Source organism: Rhizobium sp. FG113 (genome assembly GCF_057809895.1).
In genome coordinates, this window is the sequence record NZ_JBMDKV010000001.1 from 532,328 (window position 1) to 544,869 (window position 12,542).

General features: G+C 61.6%; 13 protein-coding genes. 4 read left to right on the forward strand and 9 right to left on the reverse strand.

The window, feature by feature from the left end; genetic code table 11:
- Positions 1–8 precede the first annotated feature (8 nt).
- Genes ACODTZ_RS02165 through ACODTZ_RS02175 form a run of 3 tightly spaced genes read right to left on the reverse strand, consistent with a single transcriptional unit; the run spans position 9 to position 2,924 of the window.
- The gene (locus ACODTZ_RS02165) at positions 9–935 is read right to left on the reverse strand and encodes a carbohydrate ABC transporter permease (RefSeq protein ID WP_047504204.1); all 927 of its coding nucleotides are present in this window, start codon (positions 933–935) and stop codon (positions 9–11) included.
- A complete protein-coding gene (locus ACODTZ_RS02170; RefSeq protein ID WP_489023392.1) occupies positions 928–2,091 on the reverse strand; it encodes an ABC transporter ATP-binding protein in 1,164 nt (387 codons plus the stop codon). The genes ACODTZ_RS02165 and ACODTZ_RS02170 overlap by 8 nt, the downstream gene beginning before the upstream one ends.
- Positions 2,088–2,924 carry a metallophosphoesterase family protein gene (locus tag ACODTZ_RS02175; protein ID WP_489023394.1) on the reverse strand — a complete coding sequence of 279 codons (837 nt, stop codon included), beginning with the start codon at positions 2,922–2,924 and terminating at the stop codon, positions 2,088–2,090. Before ACODTZ_RS02175 ends, ACODTZ_RS02170 begins: the two co-directional genes overlap by 4 nt.
- A gap of 303 nt (positions 2,925–3,227) precedes the next feature.
- On the opposite strand from ACODTZ_RS02175, the gene ACODTZ_RS02180 reads away from it, so the two are divergent.
- The 4 genes from ACODTZ_RS02180 (at position 3,228) to ACODTZ_RS02195 (ending at position 7,348) form a co-directional block, all read left to right on the forward strand.
- Entirely contained in the window at positions 3,228–4,358 is a 1,131-nt protein-coding gene (locus ACODTZ_RS02180) for an ABC transporter ATP-binding protein (RefSeq protein WP_489023396.1), read from the forward strand.
- A gap of 54 nt (positions 4,359–4,412) precedes the next feature.
- A complete protein-coding gene (locus ACODTZ_RS02185) occupies positions 4,413–5,546 on the forward strand; it encodes an ABC transporter substrate-binding protein (protein WP_489023398.1) in 1,134 nt (377 codons plus the stop codon).
- A gap of 144 nt (positions 5,547–5,690) precedes the next feature.
- Entirely contained in the window at positions 5,691–6,515 is an 825-nt protein-coding gene (locus tag ACODTZ_RS02190) for an ABC transporter permease (RefSeq protein ID WP_489023400.1), read from the forward strand.
- Positions 6,515–7,348, forward strand: coding sequence for an ABC transporter permease (locus tag ACODTZ_RS02195; protein ID WP_489023402.1), 834 nt, complete (start codon positions 6,515–6,517; stop codon positions 7,346–7,348). The genes ACODTZ_RS02190 and ACODTZ_RS02195 overlap by 1 nt, the downstream gene beginning before the upstream one ends.
- A 19-nt stretch (positions 7,349–7,367) precedes the next feature.
- Here ACODTZ_RS02195 and ACODTZ_RS02200 read toward each other — a convergent pair whose 3' ends face one another.
- The 6 genes from ACODTZ_RS02200 to cyoB all read right to left on the reverse strand — a co-directional run bounded on the left by ACODTZ_RS02200 (position 7,368) and on the right by cyoB (position 12,507).
- The gene (locus tag ACODTZ_RS02200) at positions 7,368–7,664 is read right to left on the reverse strand and encodes a hypothetical protein (protein ID WP_489023404.1); all 297 of its coding nucleotides are present in this window, start codon (positions 7,662–7,664) and stop codon (positions 7,368–7,370) included.
- A 154-nt stretch (positions 7,665–7,818) separates the two neighbouring features.
- On the reverse strand, positions 7,819–8,580 hold the full coding sequence (locus tag ACODTZ_RS02205; protein ID WP_489024760.1) for a histidine phosphatase family protein: 762 nt from the start codon (positions 8,578–8,580) through the stop codon (positions 7,819–7,821).
- A gap of 97 nt (positions 8,581–8,677) precedes the next feature.
- A complete protein-coding gene (locus ACODTZ_RS02210; protein WP_489023405.1) occupies positions 8,678–9,430 on the reverse strand; it encodes an SURF1 family protein in 753 nt (250 codons plus the stop codon).
- Positions 9,431–9,480: 50 nt separating this feature from the next.
- A complete protein-coding gene (gene cyoD, locus ACODTZ_RS02215) occupies positions 9,481–9,882 on the reverse strand; it encodes a cytochrome o ubiquinol oxidase subunit IV (RefSeq protein WP_018896978.1) in 402 nt (133 codons plus the stop codon).
- Positions 9,879–10,499 carry a cytochrome o ubiquinol oxidase subunit III gene (cyoC, locus tag ACODTZ_RS02220; RefSeq protein WP_018896979.1) on the reverse strand — a complete coding sequence of 207 codons (621 nt, stop codon included), beginning with the start codon at positions 10,497–10,499 and terminating at the stop codon, positions 9,879–9,881. Before cyoC ends, cyoD begins: the two co-directional genes overlap by 4 nt.
- 4 nt (positions 10,500–10,503) lie before the next feature.
- Positions 10,504–12,507: a cytochrome o ubiquinol oxidase subunit I gene (cyoB, locus tag ACODTZ_RS02225; RefSeq protein WP_113177200.1), complete on the reverse strand. Its 2,004-nt coding sequence runs from the start codon at positions 12,505–12,507 to the stop codon at positions 10,504–10,506.
- Between the last annotated feature and the right edge of the window lie 35 nt (positions 12,508–12,542).

The following is a 12,542-nucleotide window of genomic DNA, read 5'->3' on the forward strand; positions in this document are numbered from 1 at the left end:
GTTTACGCTCATGAGTAGTGCACCCGGCGGTCGAGAACATTGTACTGGAGGAAGGTGAGCACCATCAGGATGGCGAGGAACACCACGGTCATCGCCGAGGCATAACCGACGCGCAGATAGACGAAGCCTTCCTGGTAGATGCTGAAGAGCAGCACTTCGGATGCATGGTTCGGCCCGCCCTGGGTCAGGGTCTGGACGGTCTCGAAGACCTTCACCGAGTTGATGATGCTGATCGTCGTGACGAACAGCGTCGTTGGTCCGAGCATCGGCCAGGTTACCAGACGGAACCGATCGAAAGCCGAGCGGGCGCCATCGACTTCGGCAGCCGCATAGAGCTCACGCGGAATGGCGGTGAGGCCGGCCAGGAAGAGCACCATGTTGAAGCCGACGGACTGCCAGACACCGATGATCGACAGGCTGTAGAGCACGGTGCTGGAGGCTGCCAGCCAGTTCGGGCCGGGGATGCCGACCAGCGCCAGCAGGCTGTTGATCGGCCCGATGGTCGGGTGGAAGAGATATTGCCAGACGGTTGCCATGGCGACGATCAGCGATGCCACCGGCAGGAAGTATACCGTGCGGAAGAAGCTGCGGGCGGTGGTCTCGCTTTCGATCAGCAGAGCGACGACCAGGCCGAGAACGATCGAAACAGGGGCCACGATCGCCGTGTAGCAGGTCGTGTTCCACAAAGCCTTGCGGAAGGCGCGATCGTTGATCAGGTGCGCGTAGTTCTCGAAGCCGACAAAACGGAACTTGCCCATCCCGAGCTCGAAATCGGTGAAGCCGAGCAGAACGACGGCAACCACGGGCAGCAGCACGAAAACAAAGATCAGGATGATGGCGGGCAGTGCCAGAAGCCAGGCGGTGCGCGCTTCGTTGCGTTCGCGCGCTGCCGTGGTCTTGCGGGCCGCGGGTGCGTCCATGGCGATGCTAGCCATGAGCCTTCTCCAGCGTCGCGTCGATCGTAATCGGGCTTGCCTTCAGGCGGCTGCCGTCCTCGGCAAAGACCATGGCCTTGTCCGCCGACAGCGAGAGAGCAACGGGCATTCCTGCCGAGACGCCGCTGGCCTCCGCCGGCGAGAGCTTGGCGATCATGATTTCGCCGATCGCATCGAGCTTGCAGTATAAAATGACCTCGGAGCCGAGGAACTCGATGCGCTCGACCTTGGCCGCGAGACCATCCTGACGGTTCTCCGCCAATCGGACGAATTCGGGGCGGATCGCCAGGCTCACCGGAGTGCGGGCCGAAACCGGGGTGTGCAGGCCGAGCCTGACACCACCGAAGGACACCATGCCGCTCTCGGCAAGCGCCGGCACGACATTGATGCGCGGCTGGCCGACGAAGCGGGCAACCTCGATATGCGCGGGGTCATCGTAAATGACCTGCGGGCTTGCCAGCTGAAGCAGGTTGCCGCCGATCATCACGGCCACGCGGTCGGCCATCGACAGGGCCTCGGCCTGGTCGTGGGTAACGTAGACCGTCGGCACGCCGGCGCGCCGATGCAGCTCGACAATCTCGCCGCGGGCGTGGACGCGCAGGTTCGCATCGAGGTTGGACAGCGGCTCGTCCATCAGGAACACGCTCGGATGGCGCACCATGGCACGCGCCAGAGCCACACGCTGGCGCTGGCCGCCCGACATCTGGCCGGGCTTTCGGTCGAGCAGATGGTCGATCTTCAGTGACTTCGCCATTTCGGCGACATCACGCGCGATCGCCGCGCTGATGGCCCGCTGGCCGGGAAGCATGGAGCCGACGAATGGCAGGCGCTGCGCGCCGGAGAGGCGGCGCATGGCAAGCGGAACGGCAATATTCTGGCCGGCCGTCAGATGCGGATAGAGCGCGTAGGACTGGAAGACCATCGCGATGTTGCGATCGGCGGCCGCAATGGCTGACATATCCTCGCCGCCGATGATGATCTGGCCTTGGTCGGCATGGTCGAGGCCGGCAAGGATGCGCAGCAGCGTGCTCTTGCCGCAGCCCGATGGACCCACCAGCGCGATGAACTCGCCCGGCTCGACGTCGAGGCTGACGCCCTTGAGGATGGCGTTGCCGGAAAAGGACTTGGTGATGCCGCGAAGGGAAAGCGCGCTCATTCCGCTCGCTCCCGCTGCTTCTTCGGCGCTGCCTGCGGATAGACCTCTTCCACGACATCGTCGAGGAAGTAGGCGGTCATCCCTGGTACGGCGACCAGTTCGGTGGTGACGTCGTCTCCAAGCTCGTGCACGGCTGCACCCACCAGGCGCTCGCCCGGCATCTCACGTTCCATCGTGTCGAGGATGAAGGCCGTTGGCGGCGCCCAGACGACGGAGGTCTGGCCGAATTCGCCCTTCCACGTCCAATGCAGGTGGCCGCTGCCGAACAGCGCCACGTCGTGGGCGGCGATCAGGTCGTAGAGCTTGCGGCGCTGCGTCGGGCGCACGCTCCAGTAGCCGGTGTCGCCCTCATTGGCGTCGTCCACGAAGAGCGGCTTGTGCGCGAAGATCGCGACACGGCGGTCGCCGCGTTCGGCGAGCGTCTTCTGCAGCCAGTCGAACTGCGCCTGCTCTTCCGCGTCCTCGAAGCCCATCAGCAGGCTGTTGAGACCGATGATGCGCCACTCGCCGATGTCCTTGACCCAATAGTCGGGGCCGACGAGATTACGCCAGCGCGCCAGACGCTCCGGATTGACCGGCTGAGCGGAGCCAGGGAGGTGGCCGACGTCGTGATTGCCGGGAACGATCAGCATGGGGATCGACACTTCGCGCATCAGATCCATGGAGAAGATCAGATCTTCGTCCTTGTCTGCGCCGTCGACACTGAGATCGCCGGTGTGGACGATCAGGTCGGCGCCGGTCTCTTCGATCCAGCGGACCAAGGGCGCCCAGTTGCCGTTGAAATGCGGCTTGTTGGGGCTCAGATGTGTATCGGTGATATGGATGATCTTCACGGCGCTTCTCCGGTTCCAAGCCGCCGGCCAAGCTCAGGCCAGCGACGTCTTCCGGCGCCTCTTTAGAGCGATCATGTGTCGTGGGCGTAACACGGCTTTCCAACCGCGTTTCATTTTCGTCATCGAATTGTCACTGCGCATACCGGCTGCTTGTTAGTGCCTGAGATCAGGGCCAAAGCCGCGCAAGGATCATCCATTCGATGCAGTGGATCGCCAGAAGGCGGCAACCGTCATCTAACTGTAAAGGAAACATTCTAACTAGCTCCTGGGCATATTGCACAGCTGTGCAACGGGAGTTGAAAGATGAGCCAAGGCGCGTTTCTGGAATTGCGGTCGGTTGCCTGCAGATATGGCAACACCCAGGTTCTGGAGGACATAGACCTCAATATCGAGCGTGGGGAATTCGTCGCCTTGCTGGGGTCGTCTGGCTGCGGAAAGACGACGCTGCTGCGTGTTCTGGCCGGCTTCGTGACGCCGTCATCGGGATCAGTCTCCGTGCGCCATCGCGAGGTGACGCACCTGCCGCCCGACAAGCGCGGCATGGCGCTCGTCTTTCAGTCCTACGCACTCTGGCCGCATATGACAGTGGCGCAGAACATCGGCTACGGTCTGAAGCTGAAGAAGGTCCAGCGCAGCGAGATCGACAAGCGGGTCTCCGCCATGCAGTCTCTCCTGGGGCTGGATGGGCTGGGCGCGCGAAAGCCGGCTGCCTTGTCCGGCGGCCAGCGCCAGCGCGTCGCGCTTGGACGCGCTCTGGCGGTCGATCCGGAGATTCTGCTGCTCGACGAGCCGCTCTCCAATCTCGACGCCCGCATAAGGCTCAGCGTTCGCCACGAGTTGCGCGCGCTGCAGAAGCGCCTCGGCATCACCGCCGTGCACGTGACGCATGACCGCGAAGAAGCAATGGTGATGGCCGACAGGATCGTGATCCTCAATGCCGGCCGGATCGCCCAGCAGGGCACGCCTGAAGACGTCTACAACCGGCCGGCCTCGGCCTTCGTCGCGGCCTTCATGGGCGCCGAGAACGTGATCTCGCTGACCGGCGCGCCTGATGGCAACGACTTCGTTATCGCCGCGGGCCCAACGAATGCCGCAGGCCATGTCGCTCTGATGGGGCGGGACCTCGTGCAAGGCACCGTCGAGGCGCGCTTCCGGCCGGAGGCGGCGCAAATCCTCGCTGCCGAGACAGCGATTGTCGGGTCGGGCGTTACGCTCGATGGCGAGATCGCAGCCGTGAGCTATCCAGGTGGCCATTGGCGCCATGCCGTTCGTGTCGGCGACCGCGAGATCATGGCGGACGCTACCCGCGCATTCGAGCCGGGCGAGCGCGTCCGCGTTCATGTGCCAGCCGAGGCTCTGTTTCTCTTCAATTCGCCGAGCACCGAGCCGGCAAACGCCATTTCCCAGGTTTCGCCCGGGAAAGTCCACGCCTGACCTTTTGATGCCTGACTTTCAGAACCTCACATTTTCATGACAAGGAGAAGCCTGATGCAGAGATTGACGTATGCCGCTATCGCCGTTGCTCTCGCGACGTTGCCGGTAAAGGCCGAAGAGCTGACGGTCGCCACCGCAGGCGACCAGAACATGGTCGACTACATCAACCAGTATCTCGGACCGTTGTTCGAGAAGGCCAATCCGGGCGACACTGTTCGCGCCGTCGGCACCGGCCCCGGTGATGCGGGCTCGCAGAAGATCCTGGAGCGTTTCGACGCGCAGGCAGCGGCCGAAGCCAAGGTCTGGGACGTCGACGTTGCCGTCGTCCACGAAAAGTTCGCCGGCCCGATGGTCCAGAAGGGTTATCTCGAGAAGTATCGTGGCAACATCGATACCGGCAAGCTCGTGACGCGCGGCAACGCGAAGAACGCGCTCGGCTCGGATGTCGATGGCTTCGTCATGCCGATGTTCAACAGCCAGACGGCAATCGCCTATAACCCGGCACTCGTTCCGAACCCGCCGAAGAGCTACGCGGAACTCGCGGAATGGGCAAAGGCCCACCCGAAGCAGTTCGGCTATAACGGCATCAAGGGCGGCGCTTCGGGCGTGTCCTTCGTCATGGGCTGGGTTTATGCCTTCGGCGGCGGCGATGCCAACAACCTGATGACGGGTCCGTTCAAGCAGGAAGAGACCACGAAGTGGGACGGCGCCTTCAAGAGCCTCGCCGACTTCACCAAGAACGCGACGCTGACACCTGGCAACGCCGGCACGCTCGACCTTCTCAGCCGTGGCGAAATTGCCATGGGCCCTGTCTGGGTCGACATGTTCTACAGCTGGCAGGCCAATGGCCAGCTACCGCCGGAAATGAAGCTGGTGCTGCCGGCACCGGGTATGCCCGGCCAGCCGATGCACTATGTCGTTCCTGAAAAGTCGGGCCACAAGGCGCTTGCCGAAAAGTTCATCGCGCTCGCCACCAGCCCGGAAGTTCAGGCCGAAGGCATCGTCAAGCGCTTCAACTGGTATCCGGGTATCGACGCCAACTTCGTCAAGCCGAAGCTCGACGATGCGACCTGGAACAAGCTCTTCGTCGACATCACGCCTGACGATCTCGCCAACAACGGCAAGCCTTTCCCTATCGCGCCTTACAATACCGCGATCCTCGAAGCCTACGAAAAGTCCGTAAAGTAAGCCTGCGAACCGCCTTCTCTCCCGGGGGGAGGCGGTTCGATTGACCGGATGAGAGGTGGCACACGGTGTCGCCGTCATCTCGGCGGCGCCGGTCTTTGTCACCGCCTCCTCTCATCCGCCTCGCTCGCGTCTCAAGGTCGTCACATGTCGAAACGCCTACTCGGTCTCCTGCTTGTCCTGCCCGCGCTGGCGGTCATCGCAGCCCTGTTCATTCTTCCGCTGATCATGTCGGCGGTAGGCGCCTTCAGGGTGGAGGGGGGAGCGCTCGGCTTCGACAATTTCGTCAAGACCTTCGACCTCTACACCAGCGACATCATCTTTACCGTTGTCATCGTCGGTCTCTCGACCGTGCTGATCGGCCTCGGCTCGATCGCGATCGGCGGCTATCTGACGCTTGGCGAACATCCGCGTGCCGTCGCGATTCTGCGTTGGCTCTATCGCTGGCCGATGTTCATTCCGTTCATCGTCGTCGGCCAGATTCTCCGCACCTTTCTCTCGAAGAACGGCATGATGAACAACACCGCCGTCAGCCTGGGCCTGATAACCCCGCTCGATGCCGTGAGCTTCCTCGACTGGCGCGGCATCGTCATAGCCTTCGTCTGGAAGCAGACACCGTTCGTGGCGTTGCTCGTCGCCGGTGCGATGGCATCCATCAATCGCGATACAATCGAGGCGGCCCGCAATCTCGGCGCGTCGAAATTACGACTGCTGTTGGAGATCATCGTCCCTCAGGTCGCCGTCACGCTCACCGTCGGTCTGATCCTCTCTTTCGTCACCATGATGTCGGTGCTTTCGGTGCCTTTGATGATCAACGCGCAATCGCCGACCATGCTCACCGCCGATATCGCTTTCCGCGTCAACGCCTATGGCGACTATGGCGTCGCCAACGCGCTCGGCCTGGTCTCGCTGGTGCTGGCGTCATCCGTGGCCTGGATCTATCTCCGCCAAAGCCTGAAGGAGCGCGCGTGATGACGACCATATCTCGATCGCGAGCTTCTCTCGCCGCGCTGTGGTGGGTGCCGCGCGGCATCGTCTTCGGACTGATGGCCTTCTTCATCTTCGGCCCGCTCGCCAATCTGGTCTTATGGACGGTCGCCGAGAAATGGTACTTTCCGCATAGCCTGCCGCTCGAATACGGCTTCAGCTCCTGGGTAAAGGTCTTTGCGCCGCGTGGCGGGGCGCTGGATTCGCTGCGCAACTCGCTTGTCGTCGCGGTCTTGACTGTCATTGTCTCGCTGCTGCTCGCCATTCCGGCGGGCTATGCGCTGGCGCGGCTGAAGCTGCCGCTGCGCAGCGCAATCCTGCTCGCCTTCCTCATCCCGCAGGCCTTCCCGAACCTCACGGTCTACGTGAATGTCGCACGTATCTTCTACGAGATCGGCCTCAATGGCACGATCCCAGGCGTGGTCCTCGTGCATGTCTCGCACGGCTTGGTCTACGCGGTGTGGATCGCCACAGCGGCCTTTTCAGCGATCGATGCTGAACTGGAGCAGGCCGCGCGCGTGACCGGGGCAGGGGCCTTGCGCACCTTCTTCGACATCACGCTGCCGCTCGCCGCTCCCGGCTTGATGGCAAGCGCGATCTTCGTCTTCCTAGAAAGCCTCGACGAATTCACCGGCAGCTACTTCGTCGGGGCGCCCGACGTGAACATGCTGCCGTTGCTGCTCTACACGACGGCCTCTGGCGGCAACTACCAGATCGCCTCGATCACGGCGCTGCTGCTACTGATCCCATCGCTCGTTTTCATGCTGATCGTCGAGCGGTTCCTGAAGGCGGACGTGCTGTCGCGCGTCGGACACTGAGGCTTCATTTTGGTGGTAGCTAATTGGTCGGAGCGACCTTGTAGACGTCGTCTCCGACGAAGACGATGATATAGCCGCCACGCGCGGCTGCTTCCGTTGCCCATGCGGTTAGCTGGGTGGCGTATGGCTCCTGGCGCCACGCTTGCGGGTGGTCGGGGTCGACGAGCACCGTGAGCTGATCGCCCTGGCCATAGACCATCATCTTCGCGGCGACAGGGTCCCATTCGGGGCCGAGCATGGAGTTCGTCATCCAAGCGCAGAGAAAATCCCGGCAGAGATCCGGGCGATCGTCGTAGATGCGGCAGCCTTGGTCCATGACGCAGTTCACGCACAGCGCATTCGCGGGCTTCGAGAGCTGATCGATCTCAGGCAGCCGACAGCACAAAGTGCAGGTGCCGCAGGAGCGGGGCTCCGCGCTACAGGTTGTCACGTCGACCATCGCAGACAACAAAGCCCCATATGTGCGCAAATCACGTCCCACTCCCTTCAGGAGTATCGGGCTTCGTCGCGATCGTGACATGGGCGCCATAGGCCTCCCGCATCTCACTTTCCTCGCCCGGCCGGCGATCGGCGGCGTGATGGAGCAGCGTCGACGCGTATCCCGCCGCGTGTGATCCCTCGATCAGCGTCACGTCGGCATTACCAGGATTGTAGGATCGCTCGAACCAGTCGACCGGTTGCTGCAGAAAATTCATCTCGAATGCCCGGTTGGTGACGCCGTGGCCGACGATGATGACGGTGTCGTCGCCATCGCGGGCGTCGTGCAGTGCCGTCTGGATAAACAGGCGCATGCGCTGCGCGACATCGGCGCGGCTTTCGCCATCCGGCGGCCGCGCGTAGAACTTTCCGCTGTTGTTGCGCAGCCGCGCCCATTTCTCGAATTCGTCGGGAAACTTCTGCCTCTGCTCGGCGTGGTCATAGATCTCGGTGAAAAGGCCGAAATCCTGCTCGCGCAAGAGATAGTCTTCCCGAACCTTGGCTATGAGATCAGCCGGCAGAACCTTGAGCAGGGCGTCCTTGGTCTGGCGCGTTCTCAGAAACGGCGAATACCAGATCTGCAGCTGTCTAACGTCGGCCAAGGTTCTAAGGTGAGATGCTATCGCCTCGGCCGCGCCAATCGCCTGCCGGTGTCCCCACCTAGTCAGGGGGACATTGTGATCGCCGAACTGGCCGTAAGCCCGCTCATCAAGATTGCCGAGGGATTCGCCGTGGCGAACGAGAAATATGCGCATCATGCGGCCTGGATTGTCCGAAATGGAATCGCCGTATCATGACGGGTACGACCGCCCAGGGCAACGCCGGGGCGCCGGGGCGCAAAGGCCCGACCCGTTATCGACGTCGGCGCAGCTCGCTGCGCAAGACGAAGACCAGCAGGCCGGCCACCATCGCGGCGAGGGCGAACCAGGTCAGCGCATACTGGAGATGGTTGTTGGGGAAGCTGACCTGCGTCAGGCCGCCAACGGGAAAACCACTAGGATTGGCGGTGGCATCGGCATCGATGAAGTAGGGGGCGATATCGGTGACACCACGCTTGGCGGCCATCGCGTCCACGTCGCGCGAGTACCAGCGGTCGTTTGCCGGGTCGTTCGATTTGATGAAGGTGCCGCCCGGCTCGTTGAGGCGGAGCAAGCCGGTGATCTTGACGGGGCCGGAAACTTGGCCGTCAAGGCGGGCGTTTACATCGCGCTTGTCCGTCGGCACGAAGCCGCGGTTGATCATCACGGATGTCCCGTCGCCGAGCGTCAGGGGCGTGATCACCCAATAGCCGGCGCCAAGCGTCGTTGCCGCGTAGACGAGGCTTTCTTTGTCGTTCTGCAAGGTGCCTTCAGCCGTTACACGGCGGTATTCGTCATTTTCTTTGGTGATATTTCCCCAGTCAGCGCGGGCGGGAGCAGCCACCGGTTCGGCATGGATGCGCTGATCGACGCGGGCGATCAGATCCAGTTTCCAGGCGCGGCGTTCGACCTGCCAGACACCAAGCGCGAAAACCGCGCAAAGGACGACGACGAGGAAGCCGCAGAAGATCGTGAGCGCGATCGCCGAACGGCGTTTGGGGGCTTGGTCTGCAGGGGAGTTTGTCAAGGTCTTAAACCGTAACGGGCGGCGTTGCCGCCGCCCGTCCATTGTGCCTGTCAGGGCATGTTTTTCATCATTTCCGGATTCATCGGCATCATGTTCGTATTGAGATGATGCATGACCCAGAGCGAGCCGGAGAGTGCGATGACCACGAGCAAGATCGTGAAGATCAGCGCCAGCAACGTCCAGCCACCCTCGGAGCGAGAGTTCATGTGCAGGAAGAAGATCATGTGAACGACGATCTGGATCACGCCGAAAATCATGATCAGGGCAGCGGTGACAGCCTTGCTGTCGAAGACGCCGGCCATGACGAGCCAGAACGGAATGGCCGTCAGGATGACCGACAGGACGAAGCCGATCATGTAGCTCTTGAAGCTGCCATGCGCTGCTTCATGCCCATGGCTGTGCCCATGATGGGCTTCGTGAGCATCCTCGTGTGCGGGTGCGTGCGAACTCATCCGAGTACTCCCATAAGATAAACAATCGAGAAGACGCCGATCCAGACCACGTCAAGGAAGTGCCAGAACATCGAAAGGCACATCAGGCGACGCTTGTTCTCAGGGATCAGGCCGTGCATCGAAACCTGCACCATCAGCGTCACCAGCCAGATGATGCCGAAGGTGACGTGCAGACCGTGCGTGCCGACCAGCGTGAAGAAGGCCGAGAGGAACGCCGAACGCTGCGGGCCCGCACCTTCGTGGATCAGGTGGATGAACTCGTAGAGTTCGAGCGCGATGAACACGGCGCCGAACACGCCGGTGACGGCGAGCCAGAACAGTGTTTCAGCCTTCTTCGCCCGCTCCATCTGCAACATGGCGAAGCCATAGGTGATGGAGGAGAGGAGAAGCATGGAGGTGTTGATCGCCACCAGCGGCAGATCGAAGAGATCTGCCGGCGACGGGCCGGCCGCATAATTGCGGCCGAGAACGGCGTAGGTGGCGAACAGGATCGCGAAGATCAGGCAGTCGCTCATCAGGTAGAGCCAGAAACCCAGCATGGTGCTGTTTTCCGGGTGATGCTCTTCCGTCAGGTAGAATTCGGGCTTTTCAGCCGTATCGATTGCAGAGTTGCTCATGATCTTACACCTGCTCGGCAAGCAGCTTGGTGCGCTTGTCTTCCGTTTCCACGACTTCCTCTACAGGGATGTAGAAGTCACGCTTGTAGTTGAAGGTATGGCCAATGGTGACCACGAGCATCGCAAGCGCGGAGGCCGCGACCAGCCACCAGATGTACCAGATCATCGCGAAGCCGAAGACGACGCTCAGAGCACCGAGGATGACACCGGTACCGGTGTTCTTCGGCATGTGGATCGGCTTGAAGCCTTCGGTCGGACGGACGTGGCCGCGAGCCTTCATGTCGTACCAGCTGTCATGATCGTAAACGATCGGCGTCATCGCGAAGTTGTAGGCCGGAGGCGGCGACGAGGTCGACCACTCGAGCGTGCGGGCACCCCACGGGTCGCCGGTCGTGTCACGCAGCTCTTCGCGCTTCAGGAAGCTGACGACGAGCTGGATCAGGAACGAACCGATGCCGAGCGCGATGAGGAAGGCACCGAAGGCAGCGATGATGAACCAGATCTGCAGCGACGGATCTTCGAACTGCGACATGCGGCGGGTTACGCCCATCAGGCCGAGAACGTAGAGCGGCATGAAGGCGAAGTAGAAGCCGACCAGCCAGAACCAGAAGGACATCTTGCCCCAGAACGGATCGAGCTTGAAGCCGAAAGCCTTCGGGAACCAGTAGGTCACGCCGGCCATCAGACCGAACACCACGCCGCCGATGATGACGTTGTGGAAGTGGGCGATGAGGAACAGCGAGTTGTGCAGCACGAAGTCGGCCGGCGGGATAGCCAGCATGACGCCGGTCATGCCGCCGATGACGAAGGTCACCATGAAGCCGATCGTCCACAGCATCGGCACTTCGTAGCGAATACGACCGCGATACATCGTGAACAGCCAGTTGAACATCTTCGCCCCTGTCGGGATCGAAATGATCATCGTGGTGATGCCGAAGAACGAGTTCACGCTTGCGCCCGAACCCATGGTGAAGAAGTGGTGCAGCCAGACGAGGTACGACAGGATGGTGATGACGACGGTGGCGTAAACCATCGAGGCGTAACCAAACAGGCGCTTGCCGGTGAAGGTTGCGACGACTTCGGAGAAGATGCCGAAGGCAGGCAGCACGAGGATGTAAACTTCCGGGTGACCCCAGATCCAGATGAGGTTCACATACATCATCGGGTTGCCACCAAGGTCGTTGGTGAAGAAGTTCGTGCCGGCGTAGCGGTCGAGCGACAGCAGCGCGAGCGTTGCGGTCAGGATCGGGAAGGAGGCGACGATCAGCACGTTGGTGCAGAGCGAGGTCCAGGTGAAGACGGGCATCTTCATCATGGTCATGCCGGGCGCGCGCATCTTAACGATCGTCGCGATCAGGTTGATACCCGACAACGTCGTTCCGATACCGGCGACCTGCAGGCCCCAGATGTAATAGTCGACACCAACGCCTGGGCTATATTCGACGCCCGAGAGCGGCGGATAGGCCAGCCAGCCGGTACGAGCGAACTCGCCGACGAACAGCGACATCATGATCAGGACCGCGCCGGCCGTCGTCATCCAGAACGAGAAGTTGTTCAGGAAGGGGAAGGAGACGTCGCGTGCGCCGATCTGAAGCGGAACCACGAGGTTCATAAGACCAGTAACGAACGGCATGGCCATGAAGAAGATCATGATGACGCCGTGGGCCGTGAAGACCTGGTCGTAGTGGTGAGGCGGGAAAATGCCGGGATTGCCGTTAAAGGCCATCGCCTGCTGGGTACGCATCATGAGGGCGTCGGCAAAGCCGCGCAGCAGCATGACCAGGGCAAGAATGACATACATGATGCCGATCTTCTTGTGGTCGACGCTGGTGAACCACTCTTTCCAGAGATAGGTCCAGAGTTTGAAGTAGGTGATGAGACCGAGGACCGCGATCCCGCCGACCACGACCGCGCCGAACGTGGCGACGAGAATTGGCTCGTGATAGGGGATTGCCTCGATCGTCAACCGGCCGAAGATCAACTTCAGAAGGTCAGGATTGGAAAACATGGAGTAACCCGTTCATTGGTGTCTTTTAGACGCAA

Bases quoted from the DNA above. Each gene is read 5' to 3' on its own strand.
- ACODTZ_RS02205 (WP_489024760.1), bottom strand. From the start codon at position 8,580: ATGCGCATATTTCTCGTTCGCCACGGCGAATCCCTCGGCAATCTTGAT.
- ACODTZ_RS02170 (WP_489023392.1), bottom strand. From the start codon at position 2,091: ATGAGCGCGCTTTCCCTTCGCGGCATCACCAAGTCCTTTTCCGGCAAC.
- ACODTZ_RS02185 (WP_489023398.1), top strand. From the start codon at position 4,413: ATGCAGAGATTGACGTATGCCGCTATCGCCGTTGCTCTCGCGACGTTG.
- cyoD (WP_018896978.1), bottom strand. From the start codon at position 9,882: ATGAGTTCGCACGCACCCGCACACGAGGATGCTCACGAAGCCCATCAT.
- cyoB (WP_113177200.1), bottom strand. From the start codon at position 12,507: ATGTTTTCCAATCCTGACCTTCTGAAGTTGATCTTCGGCCGGTTGACG.
- cyoC (WP_018896979.1), bottom strand. From the start codon at position 10,499: ATGAGCAACTCTGCAATCGATACGGCTGAAAAGCCCGAATTCTACCTG.
- ACODTZ_RS02165 (WP_047504204.1), bottom strand. From the start codon at position 935: ATGGCTAGCATCGCCATGGACGCACCCGCGGCCCGCAAGACCACGGCA.
- ACODTZ_RS02180 (WP_489023396.1), top strand. From the start codon at position 3,228: ATGAGCCAAGGCGCGTTTCTGGAATTGCGGTCGGTTGCCTGCAGATAT.
- ACODTZ_RS02200 (WP_489023404.1), bottom strand. From the start codon at position 7,664: ATGGACCAAGGCTGCCGCATCTACGACGATCGCCCGGATCTCTGCCGG.
- ACODTZ_RS02190 (WP_489023400.1), top strand. From the start codon at position 5,691: ATGTCGAAACGCCTACTCGGTCTCCTGCTTGTCCTGCCCGCGCTGGCG.
- ACODTZ_RS02195 (WP_489023402.1), top strand. From the start codon at position 6,515: ATGACGACCATATCTCGATCGCGAGCTTCTCTCGCCGCGCTGTGGTGG.